The organism is Nitrosococcus wardiae, from assembly GCF_004421105.1.
GTDB classification, from domain to species: Bacteria; Pseudomonadota; Gammaproteobacteria; order Nitrosococcales; family Nitrosococcaceae; genus Nitrosococcus; species Nitrosococcus wardiae.
In genome coordinates, this window is the sequence record NZ_CP038033.1 from 1025807 (window position 1) to 1048008 (window position 22202).

Annotated in this window: 22 protein-coding genes; 10 read left to right on the forward strand and 12 right to left on the reverse strand. The window is 49.5% G+C overall.

Going from position 1 to position 22202, the window contains the following annotated elements:
- Positions 1-65: 65 nt before the first annotated feature.
- The 6 genes from E3U44_RS19195 to E3U44_RS05025 all read right to left on the reverse strand — a co-directional run bounded on the left by E3U44_RS19195 (position 66) and on the right by E3U44_RS05025 (position 2983).
- Positions 66-236 carry a hypothetical protein gene (locus E3U44_RS19195; RefSeq protein ID WP_166804996.1) on the reverse strand — a complete coding sequence of 57 codons (171 nt, stop codon included), beginning with the start codon at positions 234-236 and terminating at the stop codon, positions 66-68.
- 308 nt (positions 237-544) lie between these two features.
- Entirely contained in the window at positions 545-811 is a 267-nt protein-coding gene (locus tag E3U44_RS05005) for a DUF2442 domain-containing protein (RefSeq protein WP_134356947.1), read from the reverse strand.
- A gap of 7 nt (positions 812-818) precedes the next feature.
- On the reverse strand, positions 819-1085 hold the full coding sequence (gene dhiT / locus E3U44_RS05010; protein ID WP_134356948.1) for a type II toxin-antitoxin system toxin DhiT: 267 nt from the start codon (positions 1083-1085) through the stop codon (positions 819-821).
- Positions 1086-1485: 400 nt separating this feature from the next.
- Positions 1486-1791 carry a CopG family antitoxin gene (locus tag E3U44_RS05015; protein ID WP_134356949.1) on the reverse strand — a complete coding sequence of 102 codons (306 nt, stop codon included), beginning with the start codon at positions 1789-1791 and terminating at the stop codon, positions 1486-1488.
- Complete coding sequence (locus tag E3U44_RS05020) at positions 1788-2066, reverse strand: BrnT family toxin (protein WP_134356950.1); 279 nt, start codon at positions 2064-2066, stop codon at positions 1788-1790. The genes E3U44_RS05015 and E3U44_RS05020 overlap by 4 nt, the downstream gene beginning before the upstream one ends.
- Positions 2067-2377: 311 nt before the next feature.
- Positions 2378-2983, reverse strand: a complete 606-nt coding sequence (locus E3U44_RS05025; protein ID WP_134356951.1) for a hypothetical protein — start codon at positions 2981-2983, stop codon at positions 2378-2380.
- Between the two features lie 268 nt (positions 2984-3251).
- Between E3U44_RS05025 and E3U44_RS05030 the strand changes: the two genes are divergently transcribed.
- The 8 genes from E3U44_RS05030 (at position 3252) to E3U44_RS05065 (ending at position 13679) form a co-directional block, all read left to right on the forward strand.
- Positions 3252-4235, forward strand: a complete 984-nt coding sequence (locus E3U44_RS05030) for an integron integrase (protein ID WP_134356952.1) — start codon at positions 3252-3254, stop codon at positions 4233-4235.
- Positions 4236-4628: 393 nt separating this feature from the next.
- A complete protein-coding gene (locus E3U44_RS20290; protein ID WP_134356953.1) occupies positions 4629-5063 on the forward strand; it encodes an IS630 family transposase in 435 nt (144 codons plus the stop codon).
- Positions 5064-5068: 5 nt separating this feature from the next.
- Entirely contained in the window at positions 5069-5617 is a 549-nt protein-coding gene (locus E3U44_RS20295) for an IS630 family transposase (protein ID WP_134356954.1), read from the forward strand.
- A gap of 53 nt (positions 5618-5670) precedes the next feature.
- Positions 5671-6276, forward strand: coding sequence for a DNA-3-methyladenine glycosylase (locus tag E3U44_RS05045; RefSeq protein ID WP_134356955.1), 606 nt, complete (start codon positions 5671-5673; stop codon positions 6274-6276).
- Between the two features lie 132 nt (positions 6277-6408).
- The gene (gene uvrA, locus E3U44_RS05050; RefSeq protein WP_134356956.1) at positions 6409-11970 is read left to right on the forward strand and encodes an excinuclease ABC subunit UvrA; all 5562 of its coding nucleotides are present in this window, start codon (positions 6409-6411) and stop codon (positions 11968-11970) included.
- A 26-nt stretch (positions 11971-11996) separates the two neighbouring features.
- The gene (locus tag E3U44_RS05055) at positions 11997-12782 is read left to right on the forward strand and encodes a DUF427 domain-containing protein (RefSeq protein ID WP_134356957.1); all 786 of its coding nucleotides are present in this window, start codon (positions 11997-11999) and stop codon (positions 12780-12782) included.
- A 102-nt stretch (positions 12783-12884) separates the two neighbouring features.
- On the forward strand, positions 12885-13490 hold the full coding sequence (locus tag E3U44_RS05060) for a Uma2 family endonuclease (RefSeq protein WP_134356958.1): 606 nt from the start codon (positions 12885-12887) through the stop codon (positions 13488-13490).
- Between the two features lie 6 nt (positions 13491-13496).
- The gene (locus E3U44_RS05065) at positions 13497-13679 is read left to right on the forward strand and encodes a hypothetical protein (protein ID WP_134356959.1); all 183 of its coding nucleotides are present in this window, start codon (positions 13497-13499) and stop codon (positions 13677-13679) included.
- Positions 13680-13747: 68 nt separating this feature from the next.
- On the opposite strand, the gene E3U44_RS05070 is transcribed toward E3U44_RS05065, so the two are convergent.
- The 5 genes from E3U44_RS05070 to E3U44_RS05090 all read right to left on the reverse strand — a co-directional run bounded on the left by E3U44_RS05070 (position 13748) and on the right by E3U44_RS05090 (position 17382).
- On the reverse strand, positions 13748-15016 hold the full coding sequence (locus E3U44_RS05070; RefSeq protein ID WP_134356960.1) for a transporter: 1269 nt from the start codon (positions 15014-15016) through the stop codon (positions 13748-13750).
- 40 nt (positions 15017-15056) lie between these two features.
- Positions 15057-15743 (reverse strand): C39 family peptidase, encoded by a 687-nt coding sequence (locus E3U44_RS05075; protein ID WP_134356961.1) that lies wholly within the window; start codon positions 15741-15743, stop codon positions 15057-15059.
- Positions 15744-16075: 332 nt separating this feature from the next.
- Positions 16076-16438, reverse strand: coding sequence for a hypothetical protein (locus E3U44_RS05080; protein ID WP_134356962.1), 363 nt, complete (start codon positions 16436-16438; stop codon positions 16076-16078).
- 54 nt (positions 16439-16492) lie between these two features.
- Entirely contained in the window at positions 16493-16822 is a 330-nt protein-coding gene (locus tag E3U44_RS05085; RefSeq protein ID WP_134356963.1) for a hypothetical protein, read from the reverse strand.
- A 95-nt stretch (positions 16823-16917) separates the two neighbouring features.
- Entirely contained in the window at positions 16918-17382 is a 465-nt protein-coding gene (locus E3U44_RS05090; protein WP_134356964.1) for a hypothetical protein, read from the reverse strand.
- 601 nt (positions 17383-17983) lie between these two features.
- Between E3U44_RS05090 and E3U44_RS05095 the strand changes: the two genes are divergently transcribed.
- Positions 17984-18442 carry a hypothetical protein gene (locus E3U44_RS05095; protein ID WP_134356965.1) on the forward strand — a complete coding sequence of 153 codons (459 nt, stop codon included), beginning with the start codon at positions 17984-17986 and terminating at the stop codon, positions 18440-18442.
- A gap of 604 nt (positions 18443-19046) precedes the next feature.
- Here E3U44_RS05095 and E3U44_RS05100 read toward each other — a convergent pair.
- Positions 19047-20717 (reverse strand): hypothetical protein, encoded by a 1671-nt coding sequence (locus tag E3U44_RS05100; RefSeq protein WP_134356966.1) that lies wholly within the window; start codon positions 20715-20717, stop codon positions 19047-19049.
- A gap of 354 nt (positions 20718-21071) precedes the next feature.
- Here E3U44_RS05100 and E3U44_RS05105 point away from each other — a divergent pair, with 354 nt between their 5' ends.
- Positions 21072-22190: a hypothetical protein gene (locus E3U44_RS05105; protein WP_134356967.1), complete on the forward strand. Its 1119-nt coding sequence runs from the start codon at positions 21072-21074 to the stop codon at positions 22188-22190.
- The last annotated feature ends 12 nt before the right edge of the window (positions 22191-22202 follow it).

Here is a 22202-nt window from a genome sequence, read left to right on the forward strand (position 1 = left end):
ATCTTTAACCGCTTCAACCCCCGGTCCATGGCACGGGTGCTTATCGACACCCCCAGCTGCCTCTCCTACCGCTCACACAGCTCCGCCAGTGTTAAATCCGAGCGCTCTTCCACCCACTTGCGCAGGTAAACTCCTCCCGCTTCATCCACTTTCGGCTTGACCCAGCCCCCCATCGGCTCCGGGGCAATGCGCTCACTTTCCTGGTAACGCTTCCACCACCGCTTGAACGTCCTCACCGAAACCCAAAATCGTCTCGCAACCTCCTCCTAGGCTACTCTAAATTCAATGGCAAAAGGCTAACACCTTCCCTCCTACAGGACAACTTAAAAGGGAACCGCTATAGAACAACATATGGGCGTCCTTTTTACGCTGCTCCACTCTCTCGCGGAAAATAGTAGGACGACTCATAACTCTCCCTATAGCGCCTAATGGCGTAGCTGGGCGACGAGCTTGCGCCAGGTAGCAGAGAAGGGGGTTAACCGGGCAACGCTAGCACTAACCAGATGCCGAAGAAGTACAGCGACTGGACAGTCCGAGTTAAGCGCTAAGCACCCTGTTTGGCATTGATTTCTTCTTCCACGGGCTTTAATCCAGCGAGAAGCGTTTCGGGTGCGATATCTTGCTCATGAGGCCATGTGACAGCACCAAACACCACATCGACCTGTGAAAAGTACGCCTTGTTTTTCAGCTCTCTGAACAAGCCATGATCCAGATACGGTTTGAGGTCAAAAATTCCTTTCCGTCCATCTTCGAGCTCAACGTAAATTTCGTAGTTGTCCAATGGACATACTCTCTTCACGTCCCAATACATAATTGCCTCATAGTGGATTGATCTTATAGGGGGTCTCTCCGGCCACGGCTAATTCCCAGTCAGCCATGAGTTCATCCCGATGCAGCTCAATCCATGCTTGCACCAGACGCAGTTGCTTACGGGGCAGCTCGCCTGCGAGTATTTCACCATCATCAATCCGGACTGACGCCTCGAACTCTGCGTACCGCGCATGGATGTGTGGCACACCGTGATGCTGATTATCCAGAAAGTACATCCGGATGATAATCCCGTAGAACATTGAAATTACGGGCATAATTAAGGCACCTCCCTTTGCCTAGGCACTCCTCTTGTGGCACGCCATGGTGTCAATTGCCGAACAATTTAAAAATAATGGCAAATTTGTCTGCATATCTACTTTAGAAATCATCATAAACGCTAGTTAAAAGATGTCAAGAAAGAATGCCCCTACCTTATTGGAATAAGTTCGACAAGTTAGGTGATTAAGACATTACTCCCTCCATGCGGAGATGAATTATTAGTGATTAAATTAAACAGTTATTTAGTATTTAGAAATAATGGGCTAAGTCTTATTTTGTGTTTACCTTCGAACTTGATGTTCTAAAAATAGTAAATAGCAATAGACAAGACTTGACTCCTTCGTGCCGATTCGCGCCGCGTAGCGGCGCGAACATCGAAGCTAACCGGCCCGCGCTTTAGCGCGGGTCCGAGTTGAGCGACTTGTTAGCCGTAGCATCGTATAAGCTGCCCGATACATACTTGTGAAGAATGCTTGATACAAGTGTTTGATAAGGGATGCCTTCCTCTAGCGCCCGCCTTTGTAAAGCCTCTAAATCACGTGATGATATGCGAATGTTTATGCGTTTATCTTTTTTAAATGTCTCTTCAGCAGCTTTCGCAAGTTGCTTCTTTCGCTGCGGAGTTAAAGCAGACTTAAACTCTCCTGCTTCGAAATCACGCAGAATTTCTTTCTCTTCCTCATCAAGTTTAACTTTGCTCATGACTTGCCTCCAAGGTATTGCTTTGTAGCCTTTCTGCTTGGAATGACAGTTTTTAAGAAGATTTCATTATCACTTTCTACATACGGGACCAAATAGGCATATTCATCAACCTCTACAACGAATACCCGTTGATTTAGGTATTTAGCCTTGTTGGGGTGTTCAATATCATCCAGCAACCGGCCCTTTTGTATGAAGAATAAGATATCTTCAAAAGATATTTGACGATCTTCTATAAGTTGCTGATTTTTAACATGATTCCAGTTGAAAGGCTTCATGGGGCCAATTTTAGCATATATGTGTGCTTATTGGCATCTTTTCTTTCGGCTAATCGGGGAGTTGACAGGCGGGTTCTTCTGCATACATAGAGGCACAGCGTCTGATTATGCGGGAGGTTCTGCTAGTCGAACGGTTGTTCGCGACGCGAAGCGGCGCGAACAATTTATTCTCAAGTAAATACACCCTCATAAGCTGATATTCTAAAAATAGCAATAGACAAGACTTGACCCTTTTATTCACCTCCTGAGTTATCAGAAGGTGTCCACTAAAGCGGGGGAACTACAGCGTCCGGTTGAGCGAATTGTTAGATCTATCCGACGCCATGTTCCCGGAAGCGACGCGACAATAGGTAGCGTGCAACCGGAGTTTCCAGAAGATGAATCTCTGAGGCGATCTGAAAGCGTTGATATGCGCGGGTGATTTCGCGCGCATGATCTACACACTCATCGAGATGCTGTGCATAGTTCTTCGGGATGCCACTTTCATCTGCGAACGCGTCCTTGTTGAATCGCCAGTAATATCTTTCCATGCCATCTTCAGTTCTGCTGTAAGGCTCCCACTCCGGAACCTGAACAAGCGTTCGTAAACGCTGGTAGCCGGTTTGAATTGCTACTAGTTCACGACTGAGGTGTTTTCGAACAGGACCGGAAAAGCGCACTCCCTCTTGATTCGTTCTCACTTCGTGCAGGATCTGATCAAACGGGTCGAAAAACGACTTCGGTACTTCCCGTAATTGGTACAGACACGGTTCCAGGTCGATGATTCTCTGCTCGGGAAGCAGATCCAAAATACGCTGAGCGCGCTTTAGATCGCGTTGGTGCTTGCTCTCAAGAACTGGTCGAAGTAAGGCTAGTACGCCAGCCGCGGAGCCAAGCGAGAAGAACACCTCTTTTACTAGAATCCAGGAAATTTCCATAACACAAATCTAACATGAAATAGCCTGACTAACCTGCGTCTTATCACACGCAACCGTTCACTGGCTAATATCTATTTCTACCCTTATATCAAACAATTATCCATTCTGTCAGCCCATATTAATTTTGGAAAATACGCACATCAACTCTATTTTTTTGTTTTGTGACTTGCGTCTTATAAGACGCATCTCATTTCTTAAAATGGAGCAAAAAATCCCCGATATCATGTATAAAACTGAGTTGTTCAGTATTGTAATCGGTGATATACGCATGAGTATTTCAAAGCCCAAGTCCCAACCTAAGCTCCTCGATCAAGTGCGGGAGGCTATTCGTGTTAGGCACTACAGCATCCGCACAGAACAAGCCTATCTTGGTTGGATCAAACGCTTTATTTTTTTCCATGGCAAGCGTCACCCTGGCGATATGGGTAAGGCGGAGATCAGTGCTTTTTTGACTCATCTTGCCATCAGCGGAAATGTGGCTGCTTCCACGCAGAATCAGGCGCTCAATGCCATCATGTTTTTATATCGCGAGGTTTTGAAGCAGGATGTCGGGTGGTTGGATGAGGTAGAACGGGCAAAAAAGCCGTCGCGTCTTCCGGTGGTTTTTACGCCCAACAAGGCGAGAAGAGTCTTGGCGTTGTTACCGAAGGACAAAGGGTTGATGGCCAGCCTTCTGTATGGTTCCGGCCTGCGTTTGATGGAGTGTGTTCGGTTGCGCGTCAAGGACATGGATTTTCACTATCGCCAGATCACGGTTCGGGATGGTAAAGGCCGCAAGGACCGAGTCACGGTGCTTCCGAAGAAGCTTGTCGAACCGCTGCAAGTTCAGTTGGAGACTGTTAAGTCCCTACATCAACAGGATCTAAAGGAAGGTTACGGTGCGGTTTATCTGCCTTATGCCCTGGAAAAAAAGTATCCCAACGCCAATCGTGAATTTGGCTGGCAGTATGTGTTTCCTGCCAGTAAACGGGCCATCGATCCTCGTTCTAGGGTGGAGCGTCGCCATCATCTCTCAGAAACTGCACTGCAGCAGGCTGTTAAGAATGCCATCCGCAAAGCAGGGATCAATAAACCGGGCAGCTGCCATACGTTCCGGCATAGCTTCGCAACGCACCTGCTGGAAAATGGCTATGACATCCGAACCATACAAGAACTACTGGGGCACAAGGATGTGAATACCACGATGATCTACACCCATGTTCTTGAGCGGGGTGGCAGGGGTGTACGCAGTCCGCTAGATGACTCTGGATAGCCGGCAGGCAAAAATTAACTCCATCCCCTGGCTGCTTAGGGGGTAATCCATTCCCTCCATTCCACCTCCCTTCATAGTGCCCCCTCACAAACCCTTCCTCCGCATCTCATTCCTCTACCATCGAACCCCTCTACCCTCAAAAGGAATAACGCCATGCACACCTGAGAATGATCGCTCGATCGCTTCCAAATGTTAAAGTATTCCTTTCTCCTTCGGCCCCTTGGCCGTAATATTTATACCAATTCTAAATTTTGTAGTTCCAAGGAGGGTGGTGACAAGGTATTGTGGTAGGACAAAGGGAGGAGGAACTGGAGACCTAGAACGATGCCTGCTTTGATAGAGTTGCCTGAGAGATTATATGCGCACGATTTTGCTGAATTGGCTTGAGGGGAGTTGGACGGTCGGGTCCGGGTACGATGGTTGGCCTTGGCGCATCTTCAGGAGGGGCGAAGCCCTCGGGAAGTGGGGATGATGCTCAAGGTCCATGAGAAGACGGTGCTAAAATGGCTCAGGCGTTTTAGGGCCGGGGGTGTAGAAGGAATGGCCGAGCAGCCGGGTGGTGGAGCAAAACGGCGGTTGAAAGCCGAGCAGGAGCCCCAATTGAAGGCGCTTCTTGCCCAAGCGCAGGCGAAGCGCTCAGGCGGACGGCTGAGGGGAGAGGAGATCCGGGCCTTACTTGCTGAACACTTTGGAGTGGAGTACTCGCTTAGCGGGGTGGATGTGGTACTGCATCGGGCCGGGTTGTCCTGGATCAGCGCCCGCTCCAAGCACCCCCAGCGAAATCCCCAGGCACAAGAGAGGTTTAAAAAAACTTCGCTGAGCAGGTAGCCGCGGTGCTGCCCGAGGGTGTGGAACGGACCCAGGTCGATATTGGGTTTCAGGATGAGATGCGGGTAGGCCAGCAAGGCACGCTCACCCGCCTTTGGGCGCCCCGTGGCACCCGCCCGCGGGTGGTCCGTCAACAGCAGTCCGCTTACACCTATGTCTTTGGCGCGATGTGCCCGGCCCGTGATGAAGCCGTGGGGCTCGTGTTGCCGGTGGCAAACACCGAGGCGATGGCCCTCCCCTTGCAGGCGATTTCGGAGCGGGTAGCTGAAGGTCGTCATGCGGTCGTTGTGGTCGATGGGGCGGGCTGGCATGGTGAGCGGGCGGCCGAGGGGAGGAACAACCTTTCGCTGCTAAAACTTCCGCCCGCTTCGCCGGAACTCAACCCCGTGGAGTTGCTGTGGCAACCACTTCGCCAGCGTGACCTCGCTAACCGGTGCTTTAAGGATAATGAGGACCTTGTGCAGGCCTGTTGCGAGGCATGGAATGCGTTCACGGCTCTCCCCGGTACGCTCCAACGATTGGGCACGCGCTCGTGGGCGACTTTGGAGCCCTAATTATTAGGAATGGTATTAGTTGTTTTGGTGGTCTTGGTGCTTGTGTCTTGGACATGACGGATTTATTGCCTCCCAGCTTCTATGCCCGCGATGCCTTGGAAGTGGCTGCCGATTTGTTGGGGGCCTTGCTTTGCCGAGAGCAAGTGGTATTGCGGATTACGGAGGTGGAAGCCTATCGTTGGCCGGAGGATACCGCCAATCATGGCCGTCATGGACGGACCTTGCGGAATGAGGCCCTGTGGGGGCCGCCGGGTCACGTTTATCTTTATCTGTGTTATGGCATCCATCATCTTCTTAACTTGGTGACGGGGGAAGAGGGGCAGGCCGCCGCGGTGTTGATTCGCGCTTGCGAGCCGGTGGCGGGTCTTGATCTCATCCAACGCCGCCGTCGGGGTAAAATAGGGCCGAGCTTGCTCACCGGTCCAGGAAAAGTAGGCGCGGCTTTGGGACTGGATCTGAGCTGGAATCACCACCCTCTTTATGAGCCGGGGGGGCTTGAGGTCCGGCGGGGTGCGCCGGTGAAAAGCCGATTGGCGGGACCGCGGGTGGGGATCGCCTATGCCCGTCCCGAGCATCGGGATGCCCCTTGGCGGTTGGCCATTCCGGATAGTCCTTGGGTCAGTTGCCGTTCCCAACTCCAGCCTAGCGAGGAAAGCTAGCAGAACTTATTAATCCGGATAATTCATAAGCTCACCACAAAGGCACGAAGAACGCAAAGAAACCCACGTGGTGGTGAAAAGTCCAGGTTAAAATATCAACGGAATATTCCGTTTGGCTTCCAGGATGTCTTCATGTCTAAAGGATTTATTTGGGTCAAGGGAGCCCGGCAGAATAATCTGCAGGGGCTCAATCTCAAGTTCCCCCTCAATGAGCTGATTGTGATTACCGGGGTCAGCGGTTCCGGTAAATCCTCCCTGGCCTTCGACACTATTTATGCCGAAGGGCAACGGCGCTATGTGGAGACTTTCTCCCCCTACGCCCGTCAGTTTCTCGATCGGATGGACAAGCCCCAGGTGGACCGAATCGAGGGGATTCCACCGGCCATTGCCATCGATCAGACTAATCCGGTCCGGACTTCCCGCTCCACCGTGGGGACCATGACGGAGTTGAATGATCACCTCAAGCTCCTCTTCGCCCGGGCGGGGAAACTCTACTGCCAGGGTTGCGGGCAACCGGTGCGGCGGGATACGCCGGATAGCATTTATGACCAGCTTCTCGATCAGGGAATGGGTCTTCGGGCTTTAATGACTTTTGAGATTGCTGTTCCTCCCAACTTTTCCCCCCAGGAGGTGAAAGAGCAGCTCCTGCGGCAAGGGTATACCCGTTTCCACCACCAAAATGATCAGGTATTGGAGGTGATTCAGGATCGGCTGCGCTTGGAGCCCAGCCAGCGGGAGCGGATCGTGGAAGCCCTGGAAACGGCCCTCAAATACGGCCGTGGCCGCCTTGCTGTCTATCCCTTGGATGAGGACCGCCAGCCCCAGCCGCCCTGGCGTTTTTCCTCCGATCTCCACTGTCCCCAGTGTGATCTGGCTTACCGGGACCCCTTCCCCAACCTGTTTTCCTTTAACTCTCCCTTGGGGGCCTGTGAGACTTGCCGGGGCTTTGGCCGGACCATGGGGATTGACTATGACTTGGTGGTGCCCGATGACCGTAAAACCCTGGCCGAGGGAGCCATCAAACCTTGGCAGACCGCAAGCTATGAAGAATGTCAGCAGGATCTGATGAGATTTGCCCGCCCGCGGGGGATTCCCACTCAACGGCCTTGGCGCGAACTCACTTCTGACCAGCAGCGCTGGGTATTAGAAGGAGAGGGAGAGTGGGAAGAAAACAAATGGTATGGGGTCCAGCGTTTCTTTGATTGGCTGGAAGGTAAAAGCTACAAAATGCACATTCGGGTGTTGCTGTCCAAATACCGGGCCTATCATCTTTGTCCCGCCTGCCACGGAGCGCGCCTCAAACCCGAATCCTTGCTGTGGCGGCTGGGAACCAAAGCCGACGCCGATAGGGTGTTGCCGGAAAGGCAACGGTTTAAGCCCTCAGGAGTCCAGTTTTCCCAACCGCAATTGGCGGCTTTGCCGGGCTTGACCCTCCATGATGTGATGCGGCTTCCCCTGGAGCGCTGCCGGCAATTTTTTACTCAGCTCACCCTGCCTGCCCCCTTGGACCAGGCCGCCGAATTGCTGCTGGGGGAAATTCGCTCCCGCCTCAATTACCTGGTGGAGGTGGGGCTGGGCTATCTCACTTTGGACCGGCAATCCCGGACCTTAAGCGGGGGAGAGGTGCAGCGGATCAATTTGACCACCGCCCTGGGCACCTCCCTGGTCAATACCTTGTTTGTCTTGGATGAGCCGAGCATCGGTTTGCACGCCCGGGACTTGCAGCGGATCATCCGGGTGCTGCAACGGCTGCGGGATGGGGGCAATTCCCTGATTGTGGTGGAGCACGATCCCCAAGTAATGCTGGCCGCCGACCGGGTGCTGGACTTGGGACCGGGGCCGGGGGAGCGGGGCGGCCAGCGGGTGTTTTTCGGCCCTCCTCAAGAATTGTTGCACGCCAAGAACTCCCTCACCGCCCAGTATTTGGTGGGCAAAAAGCAGGTGGTGACCGAGCCTAGCCGCGTTGGAAAGCCCCCGGCCACGGCCTCGATGGAGATTCTGGGGGCCACGGAAAACAATCTCAAAAACATTACGGTCCGTTTTCCTTTGAACCGCCTGGTGTGCGTGACGGGGGTCAGCGGCTCGGGCAAATCCACCCTGGTTCAAGAGGTCCTATACAAGGGATTGCGGAAACTTAAGGGCAAGCCGGTGGGCATTCCCGGCCGCCATCAGGCCCTCCAGGGCCATGGGCCGATCCAGGGGGTGGTGCTGGTGGATCAATCTCCCATTGGCAAAACCGCCCGCTCCAATCCGGTCAGCTACGTGGGGGCCTTGGCGGGTCTGCGCAAAGCCTTTGCCGCCGAGCCCTTAGCCCAGGAGCGGGGCTATAGCGCCGGCACCTTTAGTTTCAACAGCGGCAATGGGCGCTGTCCCACCTGTGGCGGCAGTGGCTTTGAACAGGTGGAAATGCAGTTTCTCAGCGATGTCTATCTGCGCTGCCTCGATTGCAACGGCCAGCGTTACCGGCCGGAAATCTTGGAAGTCAAACTGCAACCTTCAGCCCATAGTCCGGGGAAGTCTATTGCTGAGGTGCTGGAGATGACGGTGGCCGAGGCCCTGGAGTTTTTTGCGGATTATCCGGAGGTGACACGGGGAATCGAACCCCTTCAGGCGGTAGGGCTCGGTTACATGAAATTGGGCCAGCCGGTGCCCACCTTGAGCGGGGGGGAGGCCCAACGGCTGAAATTGGCCGGCCATTTGGCCAAAGGACGGGGACGCAAGGAAGCCCACCGCACCCTATTTTTATTTGATGAACCGACCACCGGGCTGCACTTTGATGATATGGCCACTTTGCTCCAGGCCTTCCAGCGTTTGCTGGCGGAAGGTCATTCCCTGGTGGTGATAGAGCACAATCTGGAGGTGATCCAGGCGGCGGATTGGGTGATCGATTTGGGCCCTGAAGGCGGTGAGGCCGGGGGCGAAGTGATCGCTGTCGGTTCCCCCCAGGAAGTAGTTCAATTCCAGGGCAGCCATACCGGCCAAGCCTTACAGGACCATGCCCAGGCCCTGAACTTAATTACTTTGACAACGCCGGTCATTGGCGAAGTCCCTTCGGCCTACGGGGCTGCACCCCAGGAGCAGGCAAGAGAGGAAGGGAAGGGGGTTATTGGCATCCATAATGCCCGGGAGCACAATTTAAAGGGCATTGAACTTCAAATCCCCCGGGAGCGGTTCACCGTCATTACCGGCATCTCCGGTTCCGGGAAAAGCACGGTGGCCTTCGATATCCTTTTTGCCGAGGGGCAACGGCGCTATTTGGAGTCCCTCAATGCCTATGCCCGGCAGTTTGTCCAACCGGCCGCCCGCCCTGATCTGGACGCCATCTTCGGCATTCCCCCCACGGTGGCCATCGAGCAGCGGACCAGCCGGGGGGGACTCAAGAGCACAGTGGCCACCCTCACCGAGATTTATCATTTCCTGCGCTTGCTATTCGTTAAACTAGGCCAACAGCATTGCCCCGACTGCGGCATTCCTATTGAAGCCCAAACTCTGGAGGCCATCCAGGCCCGGATTCTGCGTAACTACCGGGGCCGCCGCCTGAGTGTATTGGCCCCCCTGGTGGTGGCCCGCAAAGGCTATTACACGGATCTGGCCAAGTGGGCCGCCGCCAAGGGGTTTACCCATTTGCGGGTGGATGGAATATTGGTCCCGACGGACCCTTGGCCCCGCTTGGATCGGTTCAAGGAACATTCCATTGAATTGCCGGTAGGGGAGATCAAAGTCACCCCTGGGGAGGAAAAGGTGCTGGGGACGTTATTGGAGCGGGCTTTGAGTCTGGGCCAGGGAAGGGTGGAAATTCTCCTTCCCAAAAAGGGGGAGAAGACCCTCTACTCTACTAAGCGTTCTTGCCCCAGTTGCAGTCGCAGCTTCGGGGAGCTGGATCCTCGCCTGTTCTCCTTTAATTCCCCACAGGGTTGGTGCCCCCGCTGCTATGGCACCGGGCAGGTGCTGCCTGGTTTTGATGGGTCGCAAACCGGGGAGGAAAAGGAATGGGCCGTGGGGGAAGAAAATTCTGCTCGGATTTGCCCCGCCTGCCAGGGGCGGCGCTTACGGCCCGAAGCCCTGGCGGTGTATTTCCAGGAGCGGAATATTGCCGAATTTACCGAGATGTCGGTAGCAGCGGCAGAGACCACATTCCGGTCCATGGAGCTGCAAGGGCGGGAGGCGGCAATTGCCCGGGATCTCCTGCCCGAGTTGCGGTCCCGCCTGAAATTTCTTCAAGAGGTGGGGTTGTCTTATTTAACCTTGGATCGGGCCGCCCCGACCCTCAGCGGGGGGGAGGCTCAGCGCATCCGTTTGGCTTCCCAGCTCGGTTCCAACCTGCGGGGGGTGTGTTATATCCTGGATGAGCCCACCATCGGCCTCCATCCTCGGGACAATAAAATGCTCCTCAATACCTTGGGCAAATTGGAAGGCAAGGGCAACACCATTGTGGTGGTGGAGCATGACGAGGACACTATTCGGCGAGCCGAGCATGTCATTGACCTGGGACCGGGAGCCGGGGTGAATGGGGGCAGGGTGGTGGCCGCGGGCACGGTGGAGGCGTTGCTCCATCATCCGGAATCGGTTACCGGACGTTGTTTGGCCCATCCCTTGCTCCATCCTCTCATGGAAAAGCGGCGCTCTGAGACCGCTGAATGTCAGTTGGAGCTTCAGGGGGCCTCCCTTCATAACTTGAAACATCTGGATCTCTGCCTGCCCTTGGGTCGGCTAGTAGGAGTGACCGGGGTCAGCGGCAGCGGTAAGAGTACCCTGGTGCGGCAGGTGATCCATGGGAATCTACAACGGTTGTTAGGTGCCAAGGGGAAGACCCAGGGCAAGAATGCTGCTTTCCAGGGGTGTGCAGGGATCCGGGGCTGGGAGGCCATCCAGCGGGTGCTTGAAGTGGATCAAACCCCCATTGGCAAAACGCCCCGTTCTTGTCCGGCCACCTATGTGGGCTTTTGGGACTCTATCCGGCGTTTGTTTGCCGAGACGCCGGAAGCCCGAATCCGGGGTTATGGGCCAGGTCGATTTTCCTTTAATACCAAAGAAGGCCGCTGTCCGGAATGTGAGGGCCAGGGAGTCAAGAAGATTGAGATGAGTTTTCTGCCCAATGTCACCGTTCCCTGTGAGGTCTGCCATGGAGCTCGCTTTACCCCCGAAACCTTAATGATCCGCTACAAGGATAAGCATATTGGTGAGATCCTGGCCATGAGCGTAGATGAGGCGACCGAGTTTTTCTCCGCCCATGTCCGAATTCATCGGCCTTTGCAGCTGCTACAAGCGGTGGGGTTGGGGTATCTCAGCGTCGGCCAACCCAGTCCTACTTTAAGCGGGGGCGAAGCCCAGCGGATCAAACTAGTGACGGAGCTGGCCAAGGCCCGCTCTACTCCCGGCCGTGCCGGAAATCACCATACCCTGTATCTCTTGGATGAGCCGACGATTGGCCTTCATATGGCGGATGTGGAGAAACTTATCCGGGTCCTCCACCAACTGGTGGAAGTGGGCAATACCGTCATGGTCATTGAGCATAATCTGGATATTATCGCTGAGGCGGACTGGCTCCTTGACCTGGGCCCGGAAGGGGGCGAGGGCGGGGGTCATGTTGTCGCCCAAGGAACGCCGGAAACCGTTGCCCAAGTCAAAAAAGGTTCCCATACGGCCAAGTTTCTGGCTGGCTTTCTGCGGGAAAGGCGCCTAAAAATTAATTAAATAACTTTCACTATAGGAGAGCCAGGATGTCAGTACGACAGTCAAAAGAAAAACCCCATCCTCAGCAAGGGCCAGCCCACCGGGTTGAAGTGGTGCCAATTCCGAAACGGGTCCGTGTGCTCTTTAATCAGGAGACGATTGCAGACAGCACTCAGGTATTGCTCTTGCGCGAGACTTATTTGCCGCCGGTGTATTATTTTCCTCCTCAGGATGTGCGCATGGAGTGGCTACAGCGGACGGACCATAGCAGCCACTGTCCCTTTAAAGGCGAAGCCGCCTACTGGAGCGTCACCGTGAGAGAGCGAAGCGCTGAGAATGGAGCTTGGAGCTATCCAGAACCCCTTGAACAAGTGGCCCCTATCAACAATCATATTGCTTTCTACTGGGATAAAATGGATGCTTGGTACGAAGAGGATGAACCGGTCTTTGTCCATCCTTGCGATCCCTATGTCCGGATAGACGTACGGGAGAGTTTTCGCCCGGTGCGGGTTGTTTTAGGGGGTAAAGTCGTGGCTGAAACCTGTCGAGCCCGATTTCTATTCGAGACTGGCCTGCCCACCCGTTATTATATCCCCCAGGAAGATGTCCAGATGGACTGGCTAGAGCCTTCTGAAACCCATACGGCTTGCCCCTATAAGGGAAAGGCAAGCTACTGGTCGGTGCGGATTGGAGATCAATATTTTAAGGATCTGGTTTGGAGTTACCCGGACCCCCTGCCGGAGGCAAGCCAGGTAAAGAACTACCTGGCGTTCTATCAGGAAAAGGTGGAGGCCTTCTATGTGGATGAGGAATTACAGCGTACCTGGGGATAGAGTTAAGCGGCAGGTTGTTCATCTTGTCTTGTAAAGTCTGGAGTGACACCATAAAGACTTAGTGCTACTTTCTGGTTATCGAGACTGAACCTGGAGTCGTCCATGTCTTGGCAAGCCAAACACGATTACACGCCCGAAGAATACCTCGCCCTGGAGTGTCAGACCGACACCAAGAGCGAATACTTTGCCGGCGAGATTTTCGCCATGGTCGGCGCAAGCCCGGCGCACAACCTGATCGCCGCCAATATGATCGGTGAGCTAAGGCAGCAGCTTAAAGGACGCCCCTGCCGGGTCTACGCCAACGATCAGCGGGTCAAGGTCAGCCCCACGGGCCTCTATACTTATCCGGACATCGTGGTTACCTGCGGCGACGAACGCTTCGACGAGAACGATAGGGACACCTTGTTGAATCCACGGGTCATCATTGAAGTGCTCTCCAAGACCACTGAAAGTTATGACCGGGGCGAGAAGTTTGAGCACTACCGCAGTTTCGATACCCTAGTGGAATACCTGTTGGTCGCCCAGGAGAGACCCCACTTAGAGCACTACCGCCGCCATCCTGACGGTCAGTGGTTGTTTTCCGACGCTAGTGGGCTGGAGGCGGTGATTGAGTTTCCGGCCATCGATTGTCGGCTAGTGTTGGCCGAGGTCTACGACAAGGTACCCCTGGAAACCCACGGGCCAGGGCATCCGCCTCCCGTGGATTGAGCGGATGTGGAAAAACTCATCCGGGTCCTCCATCAACTGGTGGAAGTGGGCAATACCGTCATGGTCATTGAGCACAATCTGGACATTATCGCTGAGGCGGACTGGCTCCTTGACCGGGGTCCAGAAGGGGGCGACAGCGGGGGGGCAGTTTGTCGCCCAAGGAACGCCCGAGGCCGTTGTCCGAGTTAAAAAAGGCTCCCCTACGGCCTAGTTTTTAGCCCGTTTTTTGCAAAGGCACAATCCAATAGGCTAAAGCATTATCTAAACGGTATGCCAAACCTAATGGGAAGGGCAAAGTTTATAAAATAATCCGGGGCGTCATCTGTTAAGCCGATCCCGCCCGATATAGACAACAAAATCCCGCGACCCAGCACGGATGAGGCTCCAAAAATAAAGGAGCTACTCACTTGATTACTACCGGGAATATCGCCGCCGTTGACCTCTAACTCCTGAGAGAAGACCTGTTGTAGCTCTAGGCGTAGAGACGTGGCTGGACTGGCAGCTAAAAGCGCGCCGATTGAGAAACCAAACTTGTCGCCTGGATCGATGTTGTCCTTTTCGAAAGAAGATTCATAGAAGAAGTTGCCGGTAAAGGCCAGTGGATCTTGGCGTTTAAGGGCCGTAAGGGATCCCCGGATCTCATGGAAGCCGCCTCCCAGTGCAACACCGTTGCTAAACCGTTGGCTTGTGTCCGTATCCCAAGTGACTCGGGCTATCAAGTCTGGTAACCAACCCCGTTCACGGAACACCGTCTTAGCGACACCGACGGTGATGTCCCCTATGGATGAGCCTAGATCGTCCGTTTCCCTAAATGAAAACTGCCCTGCCGGTTGTACCAAAGTTTGGTCCACCACCCGGGCAGGAAGACTGAGTTCTAGTTGGGACTCGAAAGGCAAGCCAAAGCGGGTAAAGAAACCCGCATCAAATTCGTTGCGGCGGAGCTCCGCGTTTCTTGTTAATACTTGACCACCCTCTCCGAGGACAAGTGTGGGTGAGAATTGCTCCCGCCGACTATAGACCACAAAAGGCTGGACTTCCATGAGGCCAACTGGCAAGAGCAAAGCACCTACCTGGGTTAAAGTCCTTTCTAATGCTCGCTCGGCTGCATCCTCGTCCACCTCGAATGTGCCAGGGGCAGATGATTTCGCCTTTTTCTTTGGGGGTTTTTCCTGGGTTTGGGCCTGTTGTATGGGATTCTTTGGTTGGGCTGATTGGGTTGCCGGAACGGCGGTTTTGGGCAGGGGATGCCTCGGAGGCTCCTTCATCTGAGGTGATGGAGAGGATGGCGGTGTTGTGCCGACAAGATGCTCAAGTTGCTCTACCCGTTTCTGGAGATCTTCAATCAGCGCATCGCGCTCTGCAATTTTCCGGTCCCGCTTTTCAAGTTTTTCCAGCAATTGCTGGGTAATTTCCGGCGTTTCTTGAGCGTATCCTAGCTGATTACTAACAATAAAGAGGCTTGTTACCAGAAATGCAGTCAATAACCCGCTTTTATTTTGCAGGTTTAAGAATGCTGCCAACTTCATTATTCCCCCTAAATTATTATGGTTATTGTAATTGCGTCCACTATCGCAACATGACAAAATCACTCGTTTTGGGTATTAGGCGATTAGGCGGTTCTATCCCATCCTGTCGCGCGATTAAAAATCCCACTTTACCAAATTGCGGATATTCAATCCAAAATTGTTTGAACTTTTTTACAAGCATAGTACGGTTGCCCCATGCTGGGTCCGCCAGCAGCACCCGGTTACCCTGCATACCTCGGAAAATAACAAAGTGGTTGTAACCATGGGTGTTAATGGGAACTAATATCGGCGCCCGCTCGATAAGATCTTCTAATGCTAGCTTGCCATAGCCGATTCCCTTATACCCTCTCGAGTCCACAAAACGTTTAAGATCCAAGAGGGAAAAGCCCTCCCGCATTTGGACAATTGCTGGATTCTTGAGATATTCCTCCCGCGTCATGAGAGCTTTGGCAACCTCTTTCTCGGTCACAGAATCCCCATGTTGATAATTCAATAATGTTGCTAAAGCTGCTGCTCCGCAACTGAGATCCCATTGTTGTAAAATAACGTTTTCGCGACGCATTTCTAAAAGAGACTTGACCTGCCGGCCCTCTGCTGTCTCAGCAAAATTTGTTAGTAGCAAGACTATTAAGAGTACAGCATAGATAGGTGAGCACCATTGTTTACCAATCATAGCTGATGTTTGAAATAAAGTATTAAAAGGAGTGATTAATGTAAGCTTATACATAGTGGGCTTATCTTTATTAGGGATAGGAAGATAAATTCTGGCCAAGGAGAATATTAAGTAATTGCATTACTTCATAAGTTTAAAGCGTATTACAAAATTTTCTATGGGAAGAAGCGGGGGTTGGCTACAGTTAACGACTCTGAGGGAGGGGGTAGGTGATGATGTTTGGCTCTTTTCATTTACAAAAGTATTCATAAAAGGAAATAGTTTTATGCTATGCTAAAAATGCATGGGGCGTAATCCTGTTTTCCTAGTTTTATACTTGCTATAAAACAAAGAAAAGCGCCCCATGCGCTTTTCGCATGGGGCGTAATCCTGTTTTCCTAGTAATTTTAGTGCAACTGGGCCGTTGCTTGTGAGGCACTAGCGGCTGCAGCACCCGTAAAATTCAGTCCTCCAGAGGTGCCGGTTAATACGGATTGACCAATGCTATCATTGCGTGATGCGGCGGTTGCAAACGCAGGGGAATTGATAGTGTCAACCTGAGCATCACTCTGTGATAAGGTTTGAGAGAGTACAGTGCCAGCACCTGCTCCTTCTGCAATTGCAGCAGCCTGACCTACGAGCAGGACAATAGCGCCAGCGGTTACGTTGTCCATTTGGACATCGGTTAGTTTGACGGGCTCTTTAGCATTGCTAGTGCCGGCAAATGCGAGCATTAGGGCGCACGTCATAATGGAAAAAATATTTTTCATGATTCGATCTCCTTTCCAATAAGTTGATTTTTTTGCATCTTCGTTGTCATGAATTTAGAACGCGCTTGCAGCAGACTGGGCTGATGAACTCGATTGAGTCAAAACGAGCTGCCCTCCTTGTGTTGGGAAAATATCAAGAACTACAACGTCGCTCTGAGTCAGAGTCGTGGTGGCTGAAAAGATGACACCGGTTGCGAAAGCATTGGCAATGGCATCGGCTGTACCAGCAGCCGTGACGGCATCCATTTCGGTTTCGCTTAGCATGACAGGTTCATCTGCTACAGCAACGCTTGTCATGGCAAGAAATGCTCCCGTAGCAAGAATGCTCGATAATTTTTTCATTGATCCTTCCTCCTTAGCGAGATTACTATTCTTAAGTTTCATGAAAAACCTCTCCCCTCTGAATTTATTGTTCATGAGGTTTGAGATATTTTCAGCCTGCAGAAAATCTGCAAGCTGAAAAATCTTAAATTTCTTAACTAACGCCCAGGTAGATTTGTTGAAAGTGGACTGACAAAAGAGCCAACTTTCACCACTGAAGCTGCATTAATCTCAACCCCAAGCACTTTTGAGTGAATGTTGATTTCGTGTACTTGGACATTCGTCCCAGGGACATCAGCAGTTGGGATAACAGTTGTATCCGTGGATGAACCTTCCCCTACTGCAACAGCTCCTGCACTTCCGCCAGCAATACCTATATAGCTCCTGAGGGCAGGATTATCTGCGTCTGACTGTGTAGCTGTTGCCGAACCAAATGTAGAGGTAAAAGCAAGATGGCTTGAGGTCGCATCTGCATTAACAATGACATCAGCATTAGTTCCTGCTGTGACATAATCCATTTGGGCTGTAGATAAAATCAAAGGACCTTGGCTAGTGGATTCTGCCACAGCAGTAGATACTGTTATACAAAAAAAACTTAATGCGTAGAAAACATTTTTCATCATAAGTGGCCTCTTCATTAATATTTGAACTAAGGCACACGCTTAATGGTAGTGATTGCTGTAAAAATAGCAAGCAAAGTTTAGAAAAAATAAAGCAATAAAAATTGCCTCAAAAAATTGACGAATTTATGGAGTTAGAGATTGTTTTTTAGGTATCCGATTGATATTAATAAATTATTTTAATTTTTGTTATTTGTAAAAAAAATGAAACACTTGGGTTAAGACTTACTTAATTACAAGTATAATTATTAAAAATATAGGGCTTAGATAGTGGAGTGCTATAGCAGGCATTTATTATAAAGTGACCCTCGCGGTTATTGCTATCAGTAGTTGTAAAAATAATAAAAAATTAATTTTGCTAACTTATAAAATATGATAGATATGATGCTATTATCTTTGGCCAACCATAGATAGATGACAATAAATTTATACTTAATGCGGAAATAAACAGACATTCTTTTATAAAAAAGATAATTCTTTTAATAGATGTAATCAAAAGTAGTAAAATTTATTGGCATATTTGTTGCTCCTTAAGTTTAGTTTCTTAGGAGGCGGATATTCTAATAGGCGGATATCTTAATTTTTTACTAGAAAGAGGTTTAATATGAGTATAAAAAAATGGCTTCTTATAATATGTGCAACCAGTGCTGGTGTTCTTTTATCGAATAAACTATTAGCTCAAATTACACTCTCTGGGGGGAATAAATTTCAAAACTCAGAGACTGCAACAGTCATTTTTATGTGCAACATAAATTCTATTGGTAGATTTGGTTCTCCAAATCAATCTTTATGTGATTCTTCTGGTAGTGATTCAAGCTCTTGTTCGAGTAGTTCTTCAGAAAGTTCATCTGGAGATTCTGAAGAAGAAGATTCCATGATTCTTGAGATGAGTTCTAATATGCCCTCCAATATTCGTGATGGGCTTTTGTCAAGGTTTGAAAATGCGTCGGCTTGTGCTGATTTTAAATCAGGAATGTCGACTATATTAGATACTTCAGATCCAGACTGCAGCGTATCTTCATCTCCAAATAATTTAGTATATTCCTGCGATTTTAGGTTTTAACCGCTTGCTAACGGTGAAATTATTTGTGCTCACATCTGAAATATAAGATATAAATTTAATATCAAAAAGCGGGAAACCTTCCCGCTTTTGTTTTTTGTTTGCCTAGTCCATACCAATTGCATTACAAGCAGTAGTTTTCATATAAAGAAAGCCTGTGCGCAAATACCCTTGGCTTTTTTATTCTAATTTATAGGCTACAAATTAGTATCAGGTTATAGCCTAATTCATCTTATAGGCTTAGATGTAAGCAATAATGCATAAACATTGATTTTTTATTCTCCCTATCACAGCGGTTATCGTCTATCTCGGTGGTATACCATCACCCTCTGCAAGTGATCCCGATCAAAACCAATCATCCTTATCGCTATGCCGAGCCTACCTCGACATAGCTTGAGAAGAATCTTATGAAGATAAGCACAACGCCGGATTTCAGGATCCGGCGGCGGTATTTACAAACCCAAACCGCATGATATTACAATCGATAAGCGCTGTGCCCGGTGGTCATGACCTCCATAAGTCCACAACATACCGCCGCCGGACTCACTTATCCGCAGGTAAAGCCCGTGGTGTTCTATATTGCGAGCGTATAAAAAGTTAGCAGGGCTTATGCGAGCCTTTTTGGGATGTTTTTAGGAGTGTCTGTGAATAACATTCTCATTTCCATAAAGATCAAATATATAAACCCTAAGCTAAATAGCAGTAAGGTAGTAGGCTCGGGAACCGTTGATGGTTCTGGTCCGCTGAACGAGAGTATTGCACTTACTGGCGTATTAAAATTCTGATTCCAAATATCGGAACCTATTTTTGTTTGATCAAAACCTAAGAACAATTCTGGTAAAAGCATAGAATCAAAAGTGATTTCTTTAAAATAATCTTGAAGCCAAGAGGAAAGATTTAGATTAGCTTCTGATATATTTAGAATTGGCGCGAACATATTAAAGCCTTGAGATTGGAATATCTCATCTTCGAAAACTAATGTCGGCAAACTAGCCCTATAAAGCACATTCCCCATCCTATCTACAAGCCTTATTTCTGTACCTGAAAAATATTCACGTCCATCTAAACTCGCAAAATGAATTAAAGGATCTATCTCAATATAACCTCCATTTAATGGATCCTTTTTATATTTCTTTGTTATGTTTATGGGTAATCTATCAAAATATAATATATTTTCTGTTTTATCCCAATGCATTTGGAATTCTTCAGATTCGCCAACAATTTTGTGGCCTATTGATTGGCCCACTTGAAGTGCGGCTCTAGGAGGGGCTTCATAGGATAATTCAATATGTGTGTTTTTTAAATTTAATATTAGGTTTTGTTGGGGGGAAAGAAAATCATCTAATAATGGAACTGAAACACTGAGGTTATCTGGATTTCTTTTTAATATTAATTGGTTATCGTCTCTGTCAATATTTGTATTGAACCAGTTCTCTATTATTTTAGAAGTAGGGTCTTCAAAATATATCGTTGATTCTTTTCCGTTTTCCAAAAAAGAGATAAATCCAATAGTCGTTGTTTTTGTTTGTTCTCCAGACTGCTGTACAACTTCAACAGTGTCTCGCATATAAGAGAGAGCAGAAGTAGGTTCTGATTTTATTTTTAATCTATCAATGTCCCAATTTAGGTTAAGGAAAGGGCTAAAAGATTTGAATGGCAGAAAAGTATTCGTAGTGAAAGCATTTTGCATCAAAAAATTTGAGACTAAACCCTCACTAATTGTAGCAGATCTTGAAAATAATGGTTTTAGTGAAGAACTTTCTGCAGTTGTACGGTGTTCGCTTTGAAAAGTTGCCACTGTAACTGGATTATTGAAGTTTACATTGTTTGAGATATTTGCATCTAGGTTTAAAAACACCCTGCCAGAAGAAAAATGTGAATTTATAATTTCCCCTGAATCTGCAAAATTTATCTCCGACTTAGAATAACCGGGATAAGTGCTAACGGCATTTGTATAAGAGGCTGTCCCTGCGTTCAATAGGGGGGATGAATTGGGTGGAAAATAAATGCCATTTTCTATGTTGAGATTACCATCACTATTTCTAATTATATAAGGTCCACCCCCTATAAGCTGAGCAGTTATTGTGGTTTTGCTTTCAGTTTCTGCGCTAGAAATTAATACCGCGTTAGTTGTTTTAGGTGCTCCTAGAATTACTAATGCAATATTTAATATAAAAATATTTTTATAAATTAAATACTGTATGTTCCTATGGAAAAGGAGACGTAAAGTTGTAAATAGGATGGTTGTTAAGATTGTGCTCTTTGTTAAAGTGCTCATATTCTTACTTACGGTATTTATAAATGTACTACCTGTTTCTAGGCCTATTAACCGTCAGTATGAATTGAGAACTAGCCGACTAGTTATAATACTATTGCAGATTACTAAGACTGGTTTGCAGATGATGAAATAGGGGTCAGTTCTCACATTATCACTATCGAAAATAGGGTTGTGATGTGAGAACTGACCCTATGTTTTGCACAAGCAAGCGTTCAATGTTAAGAATTTATGCGGTCGCAAGACAGAACACCACGGGTTTACCCGCGGGTATATATAAAGTTATAAATATATTAAAGTATGCCCAAGAACTGACGAAAATAACTCATATTTTTAAATTCTCAAGGGGACCTTTCCATGAATTTTCGAACACTACTATTCACCATCGCGGTGACTATGTTCTGCGCGGTTGTCCAAGCTGATGTGATTCCGGCCACGCCCGATAATTACAAAAGGCTTCTCCGTCAACTTGAACCAGGGGATGTGTTGAAACTTGAGGCCGGTACATACCGTAGACTGACACTTCGAAACATTCACGGAACGCCCGAGGAATGGATCACTATCACCGGGCCTACTCAAGGAGAGCCGGCGGTGATTATAGGAGAAGCGGGCTACAATACGGTTCAACTCTATGGTTCGAGTTATGTTGCCATTAAGAATCTCACCGTCAATGTTAATGGGCTTCCTGTGGATGCAATCAATGCAAAACAGTCTATCTCCCACCATATTCTGATTGAGAATAATATTCTGCGAGGATTTCCCATTAATCAACAGGTAGTAGGTATCAATACGAAGTCGACAGCATTCAACTGGACCATCCGAGGGAACACGATTATAGAGGCGGGAACTGGGATTTATTTGGGTAATTCTAACGGGAATGCTCCGTTTATAGCGGGAAGGGTAGAGAATAATATTGTGGTTAAGCCGCTTGGATACTGCATGCAGATCAAGCACCAAAATTCTTACCAGCCGCCGAAGGAGCTGGAACTAGGACCCCACACTACCCTCATTCGTCACAATGTCTTCATCAAGGATGATCGCAAGAGTCCGGATGGCAATCGGCCAAATCTGCTAGTGGGTGGGTTTCCGGAGGAAGGTCCCGGTTCTGACGATCACTATGAAATCTACGGTAATCTGTTTTATCACAATCCTCGAGAGTCCTTATTTCAAGGGACGGGGCGAATACTCATCCACGATAATACTTTCGCTGGCGCAGGGGAGGAACAAACTGCGATCCTTGTTAGGCCCCATGAGGGCAAGCCGGTCAAGATAGCACATGTTTACGATAATACTATTTATGGTGGCGCTCGAGGGATCCGCTTCGGTGCTGCAGCACAAGAATCGGGAATAGTGATGGGTAACCGCGTCTTCGCGGACAACCCTATCAGTGGCTACATTGAAGTATGGGGAGAGAATGTGGTTGGTACCCTAGAGTCCGCGCCGGATTACGATTACTTGGGTATAGATTCTCTTTAGCTTAGTGCGGAT

What these genes read in the sequence shown, in the direction of transcription:
- E3U44_RS05005 (WP_134356947.1), bottom strand. Translation starts at nt 811, where the DNA reads ATGTATTGGGACGTGAAGAGAGTATGTCCATTGGACAACTACGAAATT.
- dhiT (WP_134356948.1), bottom strand. Translation starts at nt 1,085, where the DNA reads ATGCCCGTAATTTCAATGTTCTACGGGATTATCATCCGGATGTACTTT.
- E3U44_RS05015 (WP_134356949.1), bottom strand. Translation starts at nt 1,791, where the DNA reads ATGAGCAAAGTTAAACTTGATGAGGAAGAGAAAGAAATTCTGCGTGAT.
- E3U44_RS05020 (WP_134356950.1), bottom strand. Translation starts at nt 2,066, where the DNA reads ATGAAGCCTTTCAACTGGAATCATGTTAAAAATCAGCAACTTATAGAA.
- E3U44_RS05025 (WP_134356951.1), bottom strand. Translation starts at nt 2,983, where the DNA reads ATGGAAATTTCCTGGATTCTAGTAAAAGAGGTGTTCTTCTCGCTTGGC.
- E3U44_RS05030 (WP_134356952.1), top strand. Translation starts at nt 3,252, where the DNA reads ATGAGTATTTCAAAGCCCAAGTCCCAACCTAAGCTCCTCGATCAAGTG.
- E3U44_RS05045 (WP_134356955.1), top strand. Translation starts at nt 5,671, where the DNA reads ATGACGGATTTATTGCCTCCCAGCTTCTATGCCCGCGATGCCTTGGAA.
- uvrA (WP_134356956.1), top strand. Translation starts at nt 6,409, where the DNA reads ATGTCTAAAGGATTTATTTGGGTCAAGGGAGCCCGGCAGAATAATCTG.
- E3U44_RS05055 (WP_134356957.1), top strand. Translation starts at nt 11,997, where the DNA reads ATGTCAGTACGACAGTCAAAAGAAAAACCCCATCCTCAGCAAGGGCCA.
- E3U44_RS05060 (WP_134356958.1), top strand. Translation starts at nt 12,885, where the DNA reads ATGTCTTGGCAAGCCAAACACGATTACACGCCCGAAGAATACCTCGCC.
- E3U44_RS05070 (WP_134356960.1), bottom strand. Translation starts at nt 15,016, where the DNA reads ATGAAGTTGGCAGCATTCTTAAACCTGCAAAATAAAAGCGGGTTATTG.
- E3U44_RS05075 (WP_134356961.1), bottom strand. Translation starts at nt 15,743, where the DNA reads ATGTATAAGCTTACATTAATCACTCCTTTTAATACTTTATTTCAAACA.
- E3U44_RS05080 (WP_134356962.1), bottom strand. Translation starts at nt 16,438, where the DNA reads ATGAAAAATATTTTTTCCATTATGACGTGCGCCCTAATGCTCGCATTT.
- E3U44_RS05085 (WP_134356963.1), bottom strand. Translation starts at nt 16,822, where the DNA reads ATGAAACTTAAGAATAGTAATCTCGCTAAGGAGGAAGGATCAATGAAA.
- E3U44_RS05090 (WP_134356964.1), bottom strand. Translation starts at nt 17,382, where the DNA reads ATGATGAAAAATGTTTTCTACGCATTAAGTTTTTTTTGTATAACAGTA.
- E3U44_RS05095 (WP_134356965.1), top strand. Translation starts at nt 17,984, where the DNA reads ATGAGTATAAAAAAATGGCTTCTTATAATATGTGCAACCAGTGCTGGT.
- E3U44_RS05100 (WP_134356966.1), bottom strand. Translation starts at nt 20,717, where the DNA reads ATGAGCACTTTAACAAAGAGCACAATCTTAACAACCATCCTATTTACA.
- E3U44_RS05105 (WP_134356967.1), top strand. Translation starts at nt 21,072, where the DNA reads ATGAATTTTCGAACACTACTATTCACCATCGCGGTGACTATGTTCTGC.